The 14,833-nt window shown below is 72.5% G+C and carries 12 protein-coding genes; 4 read left to right on the top strand and 8 right to left on the bottom strand.

The features are described from left to right. Positions 1–14: 14 nt before the first annotated feature. Both R3E88_02955 and R3E88_02950 read right to left on the bottom strand, forming a co-directional pair. Positions 15–1,739: an acyl-CoA dehydrogenase family protein gene (locus tag R3E88_02955; protein ID MEZ4215412.1), complete on the bottom strand. Its 1,725-nt coding sequence runs from the start codon at positions 1,737–1,739 to the stop codon at positions 15–17. A 137-nt stretch (positions 1,740–1,876) separates the two neighbouring features. Further along, positions 1,877–2,758: an AEC family transporter gene (locus R3E88_02950; GenBank protein MEZ4215411.1), complete on the bottom strand. Its 882-nt coding sequence runs from the start codon at positions 2,756–2,758 to the stop codon at positions 1,877–1,879. Between the two features lie 75 nt (positions 2,759–2,833). On the opposite strand from R3E88_02950, the gene R3E88_02945 reads away from it, so the two are divergent. Together R3E88_02945 and R3E88_02940 are read left to right on the top strand one after the other, a co-directional pair. After that, entirely contained in the window at positions 2,834–4,528 is a 1,695-nt protein-coding gene (locus R3E88_02945) for a gamma-glutamyltransferase family protein (protein MEZ4215410.1), read from the top strand. 76 nt (positions 4,529–4,604) lie between these two features. Next, a complete protein-coding gene (locus R3E88_02940) occupies positions 4,605–5,387 on the top strand; it encodes an alpha/beta fold hydrolase (GenBank protein ID MEZ4215409.1) in 783 nt (260 codons plus the stop codon). 25 nt (positions 5,388–5,412) lie between these two features. Here the strand turns inward: R3E88_02940 and R3E88_02935 are convergent, their stop codons facing one another. Genes R3E88_02935 through R3E88_02915 form a run of 5 tightly spaced genes read right to left on the bottom strand, consistent with a single transcriptional unit; the run spans position 5,413 to position 8,904 of the window. Further along, positions 5,413–6,018, bottom strand: coding sequence for an ABC transporter substrate-binding protein (locus tag R3E88_02935; GenBank protein ID MEZ4215408.1), 606 nt, complete (start codon positions 6,016–6,018; stop codon positions 5,413–5,415). 3 nt (positions 6,019–6,021) lie between these two features. Continuing rightward, positions 6,022–6,813, bottom strand: coding sequence for a VacJ family lipoprotein (locus R3E88_02930; protein ID MEZ4215407.1), 792 nt, complete (start codon positions 6,811–6,813; stop codon positions 6,022–6,024). After that, on the bottom strand, positions 6,810–7,268 hold the full coding sequence (gene mlaD, locus R3E88_02925; GenBank protein ID MEZ4215406.1) for an outer membrane lipid asymmetry maintenance protein MlaD: 459 nt from the start codon (positions 7,266–7,268) through the stop codon (positions 6,810–6,812). Before mlaD ends, R3E88_02930 begins: the two co-directional genes overlap by 4 nt. A gap of 51 nt (positions 7,269–7,319) precedes the next feature. Further along, positions 7,320–8,102 (bottom strand): MlaE family lipid ABC transporter permease subunit, encoded by a 783-nt coding sequence (locus R3E88_02920; protein ID MEZ4215405.1) that lies wholly within the window; start codon positions 8,100–8,102, stop codon positions 7,320–7,322. A 1-nt stretch (position 8,103) separates the two neighbouring features. Further along, a complete protein-coding gene (locus R3E88_02915) occupies positions 8,104–8,904 on the bottom strand; it encodes an ATP-binding cassette domain-containing protein (GenBank protein MEZ4215404.1) in 801 nt (266 codons plus the stop codon). A 284-nt stretch (positions 8,905–9,188) separates the two neighbouring features. Between R3E88_02915 and metH the strand changes: the two genes are divergently transcribed. Both metH and R3E88_02905 read left to right on the top strand, forming a co-directional pair. Next, positions 9,189–12,869, top strand: a complete 3,681-nt coding sequence (metH, locus tag R3E88_02910; protein ID MEZ4215403.1) for a methionine synthase — start codon at positions 9,189–9,191, stop codon at positions 12,867–12,869. 167 nt (positions 12,870–13,036) lie between these two features. Beyond that, on the top strand, positions 13,037–14,206 hold the full coding sequence (locus R3E88_02905) for a hypothetical protein (protein MEZ4215402.1): 1,170 nt from the start codon (positions 13,037–13,039) through the stop codon (positions 14,204–14,206). Here the strand turns inward: R3E88_02905 and R3E88_02900 are convergent. Beyond that, positions 14,175–14,828 (bottom strand): histidine phosphatase family protein, encoded by a 654-nt coding sequence (locus tag R3E88_02900; GenBank protein ID MEZ4215401.1) that lies wholly within the window; start codon positions 14,826–14,828, stop codon positions 14,175–14,177. The two genes, R3E88_02905 and R3E88_02900, sit on opposite strands and share 32 nt — an antisense overlap. Positions 14,829–14,833 lie beyond the last annotated feature (5 nt).

Genomic DNA, 14,833 nt, shown 5'->3' with positions numbered 1-14,833 from the left:
GCGCCGCGGCGGCGCTACTCCGCGAGCCCGAGGATCTTCTCGCAGCGATCGATGCGCGCGCTGCCGCCGTCCTGGATGCGGCGCGTCTTCGCGTCGACGTCGAGCATCTTCTGGTTGATCCACGACGCGGCGAGGTCGAAGCGCGCCGGGCTCGCCTGGGCCTGCTTGAGCAGCTCGGCCGCGACCACGACGTCGATCACGACGTCGGCGAGCAGCTGCGCCGAGAGCAGCGCGTAGCCGAAGTCCGCGAGCAGCGCGGCCGACGACTCGAGGATGCGCTGCATGCCCGCGCGCACCTTCGCGGCGAACTCGCGCAGGCGCGGGTCGTCGACGTGGTCGAGCTCCCGTCCGAGCTCCTCGAAGACGACGCCGAGCGCGCCCTTGCCGATCTCCTTCAGCGCGAACGAGACCTGGATCTCGGACGTGCCTTCGTAGATGGTCGTGATGATCGCGTCGTGGTGGAGCTTGCCGACCTCGCTCTCCGCCATGAAGCCGATGCCGCCGTGCACCTGGATCGCCTTGCGGCTCACCTCGTCGCACGTCTCGGTCGCCAGGTACTTCGCGAGCGGCGTGAGCAGACGGATGCGGGTCGCGTTGCGCTCGCGCTCGGCCTGCAGCTCCTTCGCGCGCCCGACGTCGCCCTCGCCGCGCGCGAGGAACGCGTCGATCGCCTTGTTGCGGTCGACGAGGATGCACGCGCGATAGAGCAGCGCGCGGCTCCCCTCGAGCGAGAGCGCCATCTTCGCGAGCATGTTCTTCATGAGCGGCTGGCTCGCGATCGGCTGGCCGAACTGCTTGCGCTCCTTCGCGTAGGCGAGCGCGGCGTGGAGCGCCGCCTCCGAGATGCCGACGCCCTGCGCGGCGACGCCGAGCCGCGCGTTGTTCATCAGCGTCAGCATCGCCTTGAAGCCCTGGCCCTTCTCGCCGACGCGCCACGCGCGCGCTTCGTCGAACTCGATCGCGGCCGTCGGCGAGCCGTGGATGCCGAGCTTGTGCTCGAGGCGCTGCACGCGCACGGCGTTCACCGCGCCGTCGGGCAGCGTGCGCGGGCAGAGGAAGAGCGAGAGGCCGCGCGTCGTGCCCTTCGACGCCTCGTACGTGTCGGCGTCGCGCGCGAGCACGAGGTGCACCTCGCAGCCGCCGTTCGTGATGAAGATCTTCTGGCCCGAGAGGAAGAAGTCGCCGTCCTTCTCGTCGGCGCGCGTGGTGATCGCGCCGAGGTCGGAGCCGGCGTTCGGCTCGGTCAGGTCCATCGCGCCCATCACTTCGCCCGAGGCGAAGCGCGGCAGGTAGGCCTGCTTGAGCTCGTCGTCCGCGTAGAGCTGGATGTCCTCGGCGACGCCGGCCTGCAGCCCGACGATCGTCATCAGGCCCGCGTCCGCGCGCGAGACCATCTGCAGGATCAGGTTCGAGACGAAGGCCGGGAGCCCGAAGCCGCCGTACTGCTCGTCGACGCCGAACGAGATGAGCCCGGCCTCGGCGAGCTTCGCGTAGCCGCGCTCGACGTGCGGCGGATACACGACCTCGCCGTCGACGAGCCGCGACGCGTTCTCCCATCCCGCGCGCGCCTCGGGCTCGATCTCCTCGCAGATCGCGGCCGCCGTCTCGAGCACCTCCACCAGCGCGGCCTTCTCGGCGGCGACGTCGACGTCGTCGCCCTTGCGCAGCCGCAGCATCGACTCCCAGTCGATCATGTGATCCATGTAGGTGCGGACGATGTCGTTCAGATAGCTGCCCATGAGCCTGCTCCTCACCGCGCGGCCGCGCGCCGCGGCCCTCATCGGCCGAACGCGCGCGCAGCGTAGGCGAGAAGCCTCCGACCTCCAGTCAGGGATCGACCCCATCGGAGGCACCGGGACGGCCGCATCGGGCGCCGTCAGCCGCCTGCGAGCAGCCAGCCGATCACGAGCGGGAGCGTCCCGAACGCGAGCAGCGTCGAGAGCACGACCACGCTCGCCACCTCGGCCGGCTCGCGGTCGTAGCGCGCCGCCATCATGTAGTTGAAGACCGCGGCGGGCATCGCGCAGTCGAGCACGAGCACGCCGCGCGCGACGCCCTCGAGGGCGAACGCGTGCGCGAGCGCGACGCCCACGCCGAAGCCCATGCCGAGCCGCAGCAGCGAGAGCGCGAGCGTCCGCGGCACGTGGGCGAGGCGCAGCTGCGCGAGCGAGACGCCGAGCGACAGCTGCATGAGCGGGATCGCGAGACCACCGAGCGTCGCGGTCGTGCGGTCGACCCACGCGGGCACGCGCGCGCCCGTCGCGAGCACGACCACCGCGGCGACGGCGGCCCAGCTGAGCGGCGTGTTCACCTCGCGCAGCGAGACGCGCCCGCTCCAGACCCACTGTCCGACCGTGTAGTGCGCGATCGACGCGACGGCGAAGAAGCACGCGCCGAAGGCGAGCCCCTCGTCGCCGAACGCGAAGTAGCAGAGCGGGAGGCCCATGTTGCCGGTGTTGCCGAAGACGAGCGTCCCGAGGAAGGTGGGCAGCGAGAGCCCCGCCGCTCGCAGCGCGACGGCGCCGATCGCGAACGAGCAGGCGAGCGCGGCGGCGGTGGCGAGCGCCATCTCGACGAGCGCGCCGCCGTCCATGTGGAGGCGGGAGAGGCTCGAGAACACGAGACAGGGCGCGCCGACCGTCATCACGAGGTCGGTCGCGAACGCGCCGTCGAAGTGGCGCCGCGAGCGCGCCCACGCCCACCCGAGGCCCGCGATCGCGTAGACCGGCGCGACGATGGACGCGAGCTCGACGATCACGCGACCCTCCGGCCCGCGCGGCCGCGCGGCGCGGTCGGGCAGCCTAGCAGCGCACCGTGGGAGTAGACTCGACGCGTGCCCGCCGCCACCGACCCCGCTGCTCCGCTCGCCGACGCCGCGCGCAACGGCGCGCCGCGCCCGAAGGCACCGAACGATCGGCTCGCGTTCCGCTCGTCGCGCTCGCCCGTGCTCGGCACGCGCGGTCTCGTCGCGTCGAGCCAGCCGCTCGCGACCGCCGCCGGCCTGCGCATGCTGCGCGAGGGCGGCAACGCCACCGACGCCGCGGTCGCGGCGGCGGCCGCGCTCGCGGTCACGGAGCCGGTGATGACCGGGCTCGGAGGCGACTGCTTCGCGCTCGTGCACGACGCCTCGACGCGGCGCGTGCACGCGCTGAACGGCTCGGGCCGCGCGCCCGCCGCGCTCGACCTCGCGCGGCTCGAGCGCGATGGCGTCCGCGGAGAGATGCCGCGCTTCCACGCGCACACGGTGACGGTGCCGGGCGCGTTCGCGGGGTGGTGCGACGCGCTCGAGCGGCACGGCTCGCTGCCGCTCGACTCCGTGCTGGCGCCGGCGATCGAGCTCGCCGAGGAGGGCTTCCCGGTCGCGCCGATCACCGCCGAGCTGTGGAAGCTCGCGCGCTTCCAGCTCGACGCGTCGCCCGGCGGGCGCGCGCTCCAGATCGACGGTCGCGCGCCCGCGCCCGGCGAGCGCTTCCGCAACGCCGACCTCGCGCGCACGCTGCGCGCGCTCGCGGAGGGCGGGCGCGCCGCGTTCTACGAAGGCGACGTCGCGCGGGCGATCGAGCGCGTCGTCCGCGACCACGGCGGCGCGCTCGCGGCCGCCGACCTCGCCGAGCACGCATCGACCTTCGAGGATCCGATCTCGCTCGAGTACCGCGGGCTGCGCGTCTGGGAGTGCGCGCCGAACGGCCAGGGCCTCGCGGCGCTGATCGCGCTCGGGCTCGTGCGCGGGCTCGACCTGGCGTCGCTCGACCCGCTCGGGCCCGAGCGCTTCCACGCGATGATCGAGGCGATGCGGCTCGCGTTCGCCGACGCGCGCGCGTTCGTCGCCGACCCGGCGCACGCGCGCGTGCCCGTCGACGAGCTGCTGTCCGAGACCTACCTCGCGCGGCGCCGCGACGCGATCGACCCGTCGCGCGCGAACCCCGGCGCGCTCGCGGGACGCCCGCTCGCGGGCAGCGACACGGTCTACCTGTGCGCCGTCGACGCGGCCGGCAACGCGTGCTCGTTCATCAACAGCAACTACCAGTTCTTCGGCACCGGACTCGTGCCCGAAGGCTGCGGCTTCGCGCTCCAGAACCGCGGCGCGGGGTTCTCGCTCGATCCGCGCCACCCGAACGTCGTCGCGCCGCGCAAGCGTCCGTACCACACGATCATCCCGGGCATGCTCACGCACGCCGACGACGGAGCGCTGTTCGGACCGTTCGGCGTGATGGGCGGCTTCATGCAGCCGCAGGGACACCTGCAGGTCGTCGTCGCGCTCGCCGACGACGGCGAGGATCCGCAGTCCGCGCTCGACCGGCCTCGCTTCCAGCTCCCGGGCGGCGAGGCGGGCGACGCCGTGCAGCTCGAGGAAGGGCTTCCCGCCGACACGCTGCGCGCGCTCGCCGCGCGAGGACACGAGACGCAGGTGCTCGGCGGCCTCGGGCGCGCGAGCTTCGGGCGCGGGCAGATCGTGCAGCGCACGCGCGACGGCGTGCTCTGGGGCGGGAGCGATCCGCGCGCCGACGGCTGCGCCATGCCCCTGTGAGAACGCGTCGCGGAGTCGGCGCGCGCTGCGCGAGCTGCGCGCACTGCGCGCGCGAAGGAAGCGAAGGAGACGAGCCATGCCGTACGCGAAGGGCGAGGCCGCGGAGATCTGGTACGAGACGTACGGCGACGGCCCGCCGCTCGTGCTCGCGCACGGCGCGGGCGGCAACACGCTCGTCTGGTGGCAGCAGATCCCCGCGTTCGCGCGCCGCCACCGCGTGGTCGTGTTCGATCACCGCTGCTTCGGGCGCTCGCGCTGCGCGAAGGAGGACTTCGCGGCGCGGCACTTCCCGCGCGACCTGCTCGCCGTGCTCGACGCGGCCGGCGTCGATCGCGCGGTCGTCGTCGGGATGTCGATGGGGGGCTGGAGCGCCCTGCCCCTCGCCGTCCGCCATCCCGAGCGCGTCGCGAAGCTCGTGCTCGCCGGAACGCCGGGAGGGCTCGTGACGGACGGCGTGCTCGCGGCGATGGCCGAGATCGGGCGCGGCGCCGCGGAAGGCGGAGAGGAGAGCCTGCGCGGCGCGATCACCTTCTCGCGCCGCTTCGCGCGCGAGCGACCCGAGATGGTCCATCTCTACGACCGCATCAGCGCGCTCAACACCGGCTTCGAGCCGCGCATGCTCGGCGCCGTCGCGGCCCCCGACGCGCGCGTCGCGCCGTCCGAGCTCGCGGGCTACGCCGTCCCCACCCTGATGATCGCCGCCGAGGAGGACGCGCTCTTCCCGCCGCGCGCGCTGCGCGAGGTGGCGGCGCTCGTGCCCGGGTGCGAATGGGCGGAGGTGCCGGGCGCCGGGCACTCGATGTACTTCGAGGATCCGGCGGCGTTCGAGCGCCTCGTGCTCGACTTCGCCGCGCGCTAGTCGCGGACGCTCGCGCGCGGCGGCGCTACTCGGTCGAGACCTCGGGCGCCGCGTTCTTCTCCTGGAGCTTCGCGATCAGCGCGGCGGGGCCGTCCTTCGAGACGATGTCCTTGAACTGCGAGCGGAAGTTCGAGACGAGCGAGACGCCCTCGATCACGACGTCGATCACGCGCCAGTCGCCGCCGCGGCTGCGCATCCGGTAGTCGATCGCGATGCCGTCGAACTGGCCGCCGCGGATCGCGGTCTGCACGGTGACGTCGCCGCGCTGCTCCTCGCGCTCGCCGAGGATGTCGACCTCCTCCTGCTCGTAGCGCTCGATCCGCGTCCCGTAGCTGCGCGAGAGGTGGCGCTTGAACTCGCCGATGAAGGCGTCGCGCTGCGCGGGATCGAACTTCTTCCAGTTCTGCGCGAGCACGAGCTTGCCCATCGTCTCGAAGTCGAAGCGGGCGTAGGCGATGCCCTCGATCTCGGTGCGGCGCTGCTCGACGTCGAGCGACTCGTTCCGCAGGACGCCGAGCACGGCGGACACCGTCTCCTCGACGGCGGCGCGCGCCGTCGTCCCGGCGCGCGCGTCCTTTAGCGCGAGCCCGAGCGAGAGCGTACCCACGAGAGCGGCGGCGACGGCGCGCATGACTCAGTCCTCCACGTCCTCTTCGTCGTCGAAGTAGTACAGGTCTTCCTCGGTCTCTTCCGCGGGCTCGACCTCGTCGGCCACGCCGCGGTCGCGGCTCTGCACGTAGGCGTTGCGCTGGAAGACGTAGTAGTCGAGCGCGGTCTCGTGGAAGTCCTCGATCTCCTCGAGGTAGATCGCGCGCAGGTTCACGAACTCGAACACGCCGACCGGCACCGTCACGTAGATCTTCACGAAGTACGTCCACGGCTCGCTCGCGCGGTCGACGAGCAGGCCGAACGTGTCGCGCGGGTTCGACGGGCCGAAGATCGGGAGCACGAGGTACGGCCCCTTCGGCACGCCCCAGTAGCCGAGCGTCTGGCCGAAGTCCTCGTCGTTCTCGGGGATCCCGACCTTCGTGGCGACGTCGAAGATGCCGGCGACGCCGACGGTGGTGTTCACGACCACGCGCGCGACGTCCTCGGCGGCGTGGACGGGCTTGAGCTGCAGCAGGTCGTTCAGCAGCACGACGCTCATGCCCGAGTTGCGGAAGACGTTGTCGATGCCGGTCTGCACCGGCTCGGGCGCGACGAAGTCCCAGCCCTTGGCGACGGGGACCAGCAGGTTGCGGTCGAGCCACTCGTTGAACGCGAAGATCGAGCGGTTGAACCCCTCCCACGGGTCGTGCTCCTGCGACGCGTCGTCGGCCGACGCCGCGCCGGCGGCGACGAGTGCGCCCGCGAACGCGAGCGCCGTGGCGGAGCTTCGGAGGGCCCTGGACACGGCGCGCAGCGACGCCGACGCCCGCGCGCTCATTCACCGTCTCCGATGCCGCCGTGCACGACGGCGCCGATCAGCTTGTCGAGGTTGATCGCGCTCTCCGTGAACGAGAGCACGTCGCCGCTCTCGAGCGTCGCGTCCTCGGCGCCGGGCTCGAGCGCGATGAACTGGTCGCCGAGCAGGCCCTGGGTGCGGATGCCCGCCGCCGTGTCGATCGGCAGCGGGATCGAGGCGTCGACGTCGATCTGCACGCGGGCGCGCAGGTCGTCGTCGAGGTCGATGCCGGTCACCTGCCCGACCTTCACGCCGGCGATCGTCACGGGCGCGCGCACCGAGAGCCCGCCGATCTCGTCGAAGCTGCCGGTGAGCAGCAGCCCGCCCGGGCCCTTGTAGGAGAGCCCGCCGAGCTGGATCGAGAGGTAGGCGATGGCGGCGAGCCCGGCGAGCACGAACAGCCCGACCGCGAAGTCGCGTCCCGGTGAAGCCTGCATGTCCCTTCCTTCCCCTCGCGTCCGCGCGCGCACCGGCGGTGCGCCGCGCGCCTAGAAGCCCCAGAGCGCCGTGATCACGTAGTCGAAGAGCAGGATGCAGACCGACGTGGTCACGACGGTCGACGTCGTCGCGCGGCTCACGCCCGCCGAGTTCGGCTCGCAGGTGAAGCCGCGATAGGTGGCGATCAGCCCGACGAGCATTCCGAAGATCCACGACTTGAGCAGGCTGCCCACGACGTCGTCCTGGTACGTCACGCCGTTCTCGAGACTCGACAGGTAGGCGCCGCCGTCGAGGCCGAGCAGCTGGACTCCGACGAGATAGCCGCCGAAGATCGAGAGCGCGATGAAGAGCGCCGACAGCAGCGGCATCACGAGCGTCAGCGCGATCGCCTTCGGCATGACGACGTAGTGGATCGGATCGACGGACATCATGCGCAGCCCGTCCATCTGCTCCGTCGCGACCATGGCGCCGATCTCCGCGGTGGCGGCCGAGCCGGCGCGCCCCGCGACGAGCAGCCCCGTCAGGACGGGCCCGAGCTCGCGGATCAGCGTGAGACCGACGACGACGCCGAGCGAGCTCTCCGCGCCGAACCGCACGAGCACGTTGTAGCCCTGCAGCCCGAGCACCATTCCGACCGCGAGCCCCGAGGTGCACACGATCGCGAGCGAGAGCACGCCGACGTCGTAGACCTCGTCGACGAGCTTGCGGATGCGGACGGGCGGGCGCAGGCACGCGCCGACGATGAGCGTCGCGAAGCGCGTCATCGCCCCGACGCTCGTCACGCGCGCGGTGCTCCCCGCTCCGAGCTGCTGGATCGACGCTCCGAGCGCCACGTCAGCCGAGCTCCACGAGCGGCCCCTCGCCGCCGGCCTCGCCGCGCACGCCGAGGAAGGGCGCGACGCGCTCGTCGCTCGAGGCGGCGAGCTCGCGCGGCGACCCGGTGACGGCCGAGTCGGGGAAGAGCACCGTGATCTGGTCCGCCATGCGGCGCGACGACGGCACGTGGTGCGACGTCATGATCACGGTCAGGCCGAGATCGTCGGAGAGCCGCGTGAGCAGCGCCTCGATGCGCAGCACGTTCACCGGGTCGAGGCCCGAGAACGGCTCGTCGCAGAGCAGGATCTCGGGGTCGAGCACGATCGCGCGCGCGAGCGCGGCGCGCTTCAGCATCCCGCCCGAGAGCTCGCGCGGCAGCAGGTCGTCCACCTCGTCGAGACCGACCGCGGTGAGGTGCTCGTGCACGAGGTCGCGGATCTCGGCCTCGCTCCGTCGCGTGCGCTCGCGCAGCGGCAGCGCGACGTTGTCGAAGACGCTGAGCGAGTCGAGGAGCGCCCCGTTCTGGAACAACATGCCGAGGCGCGTGCGGACCGAAGCGAGCTCGCGCTCGCGCAGGCCGACGATCTCGTCGCCGGCGACGCGCACCGAGCCCGACTGAGGCGTGAGCAGCCCCGCCACGACGCGCAGGAGCGTGCTCTTCCCGGTGCCGCTCCCGCCCATGAGCACGGAGACGCGGCCGCGCGGAAAGCTGCAGGAGAGGCCCTGGATGACGGCGCGGGAGCCGAACGAGACCCGGACGTCGCGGAGCTCGACGTGGGCCTCGCGTGCCGCGCTCTCGGGTGCCGCTGCGCCGGTCATCGACCCCAACTTCTCGATGGCTCGAGGCTCGGTGGACGGGCGGCGGCGCGCGGGGGCGCGACGCCGGAAGGCCGCTCGGGGGTGGGGGCCGGCCGAGCTTAGCCTCGCGCCCGGGGCGTTACGAGCCATTTCGAGGCACGAAGAGCGGCCGGTCGGGGCGGCTCGCCACTCCGGGAGCCCCGACGGCCGGCCGATCGGGGCCCGGGCCTGGGCCCCATCTCTATATCTGGATATTGAGATAAGGTGATGCTCGGCTACGTTGCCGCCCTCTTCCGGAGACCGCCATGCCCCAAGCGCCTTCCCGCCCGGCCCTGCCCGACCTGCTCCGCGAGCGGATCCTCGTGCTCGACGGGGCGATGGGCACGATGATCCAGGGCTTCGGCCTCGGCGAGGCCGACTTCCGCGGCGACCGCCTCCGCGACCACGCGAGCGACCTGAAGGGCAACAACGAGCTGCTCTCGCTCACCCGCCCCGACGTGATCGGCGAGATCCACGAGCGCTTCCTCGCCGCCGGCGCGGACATCCTCGAGACCAACACCTTCGGCGCGAACGCGATCGCGCAGGCGGACTATGGAACGCAGGCGCTCGTGCGCGAGCTCAACGTGGCGTCCGCGCGCGTCGCGCGCGAGGCGGCGGAGCGCTGGACGGCGCGCACGCCCGACAAGCCGCGCTTCGTCGCCGGCGCGATCGGGCCGACGCCGAAGACGCTCTCGCTCTCGCCGGACGTCAACGACCCCGCCTTCCGCACGCTCACGTTCGCCGAGCTCCGCGACGCCTACGCCGAGCAGGTGCACGGGCTGCTCGACGGCGGCGTGGACGTGCTCCTCGTCGAGACCATCTTCGACACGCTCAACGCGAAGGCCGCGCTGGTCGCGATCGACGAGGTGAGCGAGGCGCGCGGCGTGCGCCTGCCGATCATGATCTCGGTCGCGATCACCGACGCGAGCGGCCGCACGCTCTCGGGCCAGACCGTCGACGCGTTCTACCGCTCGGTCGCGCACGCGCGCCCGCTCTCGGTGGGCGTCAACTGCTCGCTCGGCGCGACGGAGATGCGGCCGCACGTCGCCGAGCTCGCCGAGATCGCGACGTGCCTCGTCACGAGCTACCCGAACGCCGGGCTTCCGAACGCGTTCGGCGAGTACGACGAGGCGCCGCGCCGGACGGGCGAGCTCGTCGGGGAGTTCGCGCGCAGCGGCCTCGTCAACATGGTCGGCGGCTGCTGCGGGACGACGCCGGAGCACATCGCGGAGATCGCGCGCGCGGTCGAGGGCATCGCGCCGCGCGTCCCGCCGGAGCCCGACCACCTCACGCGCTTCTCGGGCCTCGAGACGCTCACGATCCGCCCCGACTCGAACTTCCAGATGATCGGCGAGCGCACCAACGTCACCGGCTCCGCGCGCTTCCGGAAGCTCGTGAAGGCGGGCGACCTCGACGCCGCGCTCGAGGTGGCGCTCGACCAGGTGCGCGGCGGCGCCAACCTGCTCGACGTCAACATGGACGAGGGCCTGCTCGACTCGGTCGCGTACATGCGCACGTACCTCAACCTGATCGCGTCCGAGCCCGAGATCGCGCGCATCCCGATCGTCGTCGACTCCTCGAAGTGGGAGGTGCTCGAGGCCGGCCTCCAGTGCGTCCAGGGCAAGGGGATCGTGAACTCGATCTCGCTGAAGGAGGGCGAGGAGGACTTCCTCGACAAGGCGCGCGCAGTCCGGCGCTACGGCGCGGGCGTCGTCGTGATGGCCTTCGACGAGGTCGGCCAGGCCGACACGACGGAGCGCAAGATCGAGATCTGCGAGCGCGCCTACCGGCTCCTCACCGAGCGCGCCGGGTTCCCGCCCGAGGACATCGTCTTCGACCCCAACATCCTCGCGATCGGCACCGGCATCGAGGAGCACGCGGGCTACGCGAAGGCGTTCATCGAGGCGACGCGCGAGATCAAGGCGCGCTGCCCGGGCGTGCACGTCTCGGGCGGCGTCTCGAACCTGTCGTTCGCGTTCCGCGGCAACGACCTCGTGCGCGAGGCGATCCACTCGGCCTTCCTGTACCACGCGACGCGCGCCGGCATGGACATGGGCATCGTCAACGCCGGCCAGCTCGGTCTGTACGAGGACATCCCCAAGGAGCTGCTCGAGCACGTCGAGGACCTGCTCTTCGACCGCCGCCCCGACGCGACCGAGCGCATGGTCGAGCTCGCCGAGACGGTGAAGGGCGCCGGGAAGAAGCGGGAGATCGACCTGTCGTGGCGCGAAGCCGACGTCGCCGCGCGCCTCTCGCACGCGCTCGTCCACGGCATCGTCGACTTCATCGAGCAGGACGCCGAGGAGGCGCGCCAGCAGCTCGCCCGGCCGCTCGACGTGATCGAGGGGCCGCTGATGGACGGCATGAAGGTCGTCGGCGACCTGTTCGGCGCCGGGAAGATGTTCCTGCCGCAGGTCGTGAAGAGCGCGCGCGCGATGAAGAAGGCCGTCGCCTACCTCGAGCCGTACATGGAGGCCGAGAAGGAGGCGGGCCAGACCGCGGGCCGGATCGTCATGGCGACCGTCAAGGGCGACGTCCACGACATCGGCAAGAACATCGTCGGCGTCGTGCTCGGCTGCAACAACTACGAGGTGATCGACCTCGGCGTGATGGTGCCGGCCGAGAAGATCCTGCAGACGGCCGTCGACGAGCGCGCACACGCGATCGGCCTCTCCGGGCTCATCACGCCGTCGCTCGACGAGATGGTGCACGTGGCGCGCGAGATGAAGCGACGCGGCTTCGACGTCCCGCTGCTGATCGGCGGCGCGACGACGAGCCGCCAGCACACCGCCGTCCGGATCGCACCCGAGTACGACGAGCCCGTCGTGCACGTGCTCGACGCGTCGCGCGCGGTCGGCGTCGTGTCGGACCTGCTCGACGCGCGCCGTCGCGTCGCGCTCGACGAGCGCAACCGCGACGAGCAGGCGAAGCTGCGCGCCGCCCACGCCGGCAAGAGCGAGAAGCGGCTCCTGTCGCTCGCCGAGGCGCGCCGAAACGCGGCGAAGCTCGCGTTCGACGACGCGACCTCGCCGCGGCCCGCCTACCTCGGCCGCCGCGAGTGGCGCGAGATCGATCTCGCCGCGCTGCGCGACTACATCGACTGGACCTTCTTCTTCTCCGCCTGGGAGCTCCCCGGACGCTTCCCCAAGGTGCTCGACCACGAGAAGTACGGCGCCGCCGCGCGCGAGCTCTACGCGCACGGCACCGAGCTGCTCGACGAGATCGTGCGCGAGAAGGCGCTCGTCGCGAACGCGGTCACGGGCTTCTGGCCGGCGAACTCGGACGGCGACGACATCGTGCTGTGGACCGACGAGTCGCGGACGACCGAGCGGCTCCGCTTCCCGATGCTCCGCCAGCAGGCTCCGCAGCCGAGCGGCAAGCCCAACCGCTCGCTCGCCGACTTCGTCGCGCCGGTCGGGTCGGGAGCGGCGGACTGGATCGGAGCCTTCGCCGTCACGGCGGGCCTCGGCGCCGACGCGCTCGTCGCGCGCTACGAGGCCGACCACGACGACTACCGCGCCATCATGGTGAAGGCGCTCGCCGACCGGCTCGCCGAGGCACTCGCCGAGAAGATGCACGAGCAGGCGCGCCGCGACTGGCGCTACGGCGAGGCGGAGTCGCTCACGAACGAGCAGCGGATCGCGGAGGAGTACCGCGGCATCCGGCCCGCATTCGGCTATCCGGCGTGCCCCGACCACGCGCCGAAGCGCCGGCTCTTCGAGCTGCTCGATGCGGGCGCGCTCGGCATGGAGCTGACCGAGACGTGCGCGATGACGCCGGCCGCGAGCGTGAGCGGGCTGTACTTCGCGCACCCCGAGGCGCGCTACTTCACCGTCGGCCGACTCGGCCGAGACCAGGTGGAGGACTACGCGCGCCGCAGCGGCCTCGCGACCGGCGAAGCCGAGCGTTGGCTGCGCTCGAACCTCGGCTACGACGACCGCGCGTAGCGCTCGACGAACGCTTCCCTCGACATCCGCTGCCGCGATGCCTCGCACATCGCGCGGATCGCGCGCATCGTTCGCGCGCGATCGGCGCGGCCGATGCACGCGACGCGTGCTATCCAACGCGCGGCGTTGCACGCGCGAGTCCGCAACGTCTCTTCGGGGGGAACGCGTTGAGCTCGAACGCCGCCGTCGCGAACGGTCGCGACGCCATCCGGATCGTGCGCTCGCAGGCCGCACTCGACGCGCTGCTCGACCGCATCGAAGCGGGCCTGCCGCGGCCCGACTGGATCCACCTCCAGGGCGACGCGCACCTCGAGGCGCGACCGCTCGCGCACTGGCCCGCCCTGCTCGGCCGCCTCCATCGCGCGACGCGGCGCGGCTTCCGCTGCGCGCCGCTCTCGACGGCGAAGCGCGCGCGCTTCCTCGAGCGCTGGCGATGCATCGCGGCGCACGGCTTCCACGACTTCGGCGAGCACGGCCATCGCAAGTGCTACGACTCGCCGTTCGTCGAGAGCTACGACTATTTGGGCCCGTACGTCGACGGCGGGCTCGACGCGCTCGACCCCTACGCCGTCTACGGCGCCGTGCTCGGCAGCCACGACTTCGGCGTCGAGGAGTTCCTGCGGACCGAGGCGCTCGCGGACGTGCGCACGGTCGTCGAGCCGATGGCCGGAACCGCGGAGTTCGCGTACCAGGGCCACTTCCGCTTCCCCGAGTTCCGCTACCTGATGATCGACCTCGACCCGGCCGCCGCCTCGCGCGTGCTCGCGCGCCGGTGGCTGCCCGAGACCGAGCGCCACTACTTCGTCGCGAACGCGCTCGACGAGGAGGTCTGGAAGCAGGTCAAGGCGACGAGCAGCGGGCCGTCGTTCGCGTTCATCGGCAAGCAGAGCCACCAGCTCTTCGACGTCCGCCAGCTCGTCGGGCTCCTCGAGCTCGGCACGCTCTACGCGGACGCGATCGTCCTCGAGACGCCACCGATGACGCTCGTGACGGATCTCGCGGCCGAGGAGGACCTGACGCGCCCGGAGATGGAGGCGGCCGGGCTCGAGGTGAAGCTCGTCGACCTGCCCGGGCGCGCCCCGAACCCCTTCACGAACCGCACGGGGTTCCGCCTCGAAGCGAGCGACGCGACCGGAACCCGGACGCTCTTCGACTACGCGGGCTGGACGGTGTGGGCGCAGCCGACGCTCGTGGCACTCGCCGAGCTATCGGGCCTCGAGACGCTCTACTACCACTCGGAGCTCGAGGAGTTCGTTCCCGCCGACCACGACGCGACGGGCAGCGACTGCGTCGACAACGTGAGCTTCATGCTCTTCCGCCGGGGCGGCTCGCGCTGAGCGCCGGCCCGGCGGCGCCGGGCGCGCCGGCCGCATCCTCGAGGTGCGCGGCACAGGCGATCCGCAGCGCGCGCCACGGCCGCTCGATCGCCACCTCCGTCACGCACGTGTTCGCGAAGGCGTGGCGCGCGAGCGCGTCGCCCGCGACGCCGAGCACGCGCTCGACCCAGGCCCGGCACACGAGCCCGTGCGTCACGACGACGACGTCGCCCGACGCGCCCTCCGCGCCGCGCGCGACGGCCTCCCAGGCGGCGTCGGCGCGCGCGTGGAAGACGTCGACGCCCTCGCCGCCGGGCGGGACGAAGCCGGGTGCGAACGGGTCGACCGCGAGATCGGCGTAGGCCGTCCCGCGCAGTTCGCCGAAGTCGCGCTCGCGCAGGAGCGGGTCGAGCGAGAGCGGTGCGCCCGTCGCCGCGCGGATCGCCTCGGCCGTCTCGACGGCGCGCGCGAGATCGCTCGCGACGACGCGCGCGATCGGGTGCGCGCGCAGCCGCTCGGCGACGCGACGCGCCTGCGCGCGGCCGCGCTCCGACAGCGGCACCTCGGGCGTCTGCAGGACGCGCGCGGCGTTGAAGGCGGTCTCGCCGTGCCGCACGACGAAGATGCGCCGCACGCCGCTCACGGGCG

The organism is Myxococcota bacterium (genome assembly GCA_041389495.1).
Classification (GTDB): domain Bacteria; phylum Myxococcota_A; class UBA9160; order UBA9160; family UBA4427; genus JAWKRT01.
This window is presented reverse-complemented; position numbering and strand designations above follow the sequence as displayed.

Bases quoted from the DNA above. Each gene is read 5' to 3' on its own strand.
- R3E88_02955 (MEZ4215412.1), bottom strand. From the start codon at position 1,739: ATGGGCAGCTATCTGAACGACATCGTCCGCACCTACATGGATCACATG.
- R3E88_02940 (MEZ4215409.1), top strand. From the start codon at position 4,605: ATGCCGTACGCGAAGGGCGAGGCCGCGGAGATCTGGTACGAGACGTAC.
- R3E88_02935 (MEZ4215408.1), bottom strand. From the start codon at position 6,018: ATGCGCGCCGTCGCCGCCGCTCTCGTGGGTACGCTCTCGCTCGGGCTC.
- R3E88_02930 (MEZ4215407.1), bottom strand. From the start codon at position 6,813: ATGAGCGCGCGGGCGTCGGCGTCGCTGCGCGCCGTGTCCAGGGCCCTC.
- mlaD (MEZ4215406.1), bottom strand. From the start codon at position 7,268: ATGCAGGCTTCACCGGGACGCGACTTCGCGGTCGGGCTGTTCGTGCTC.
- R3E88_02915 (MEZ4215404.1), bottom strand. From the start codon at position 8,904: ATGACCGGCGCAGCGGCACCCGAGAGCGCGGCACGCGAGGCCCACGTC.
- metH (MEZ4215403.1), top strand. From the start codon at position 9,189: ATGCCCCAAGCGCCTTCCCGCCCGGCCCTGCCCGACCTGCTCCGCGAG.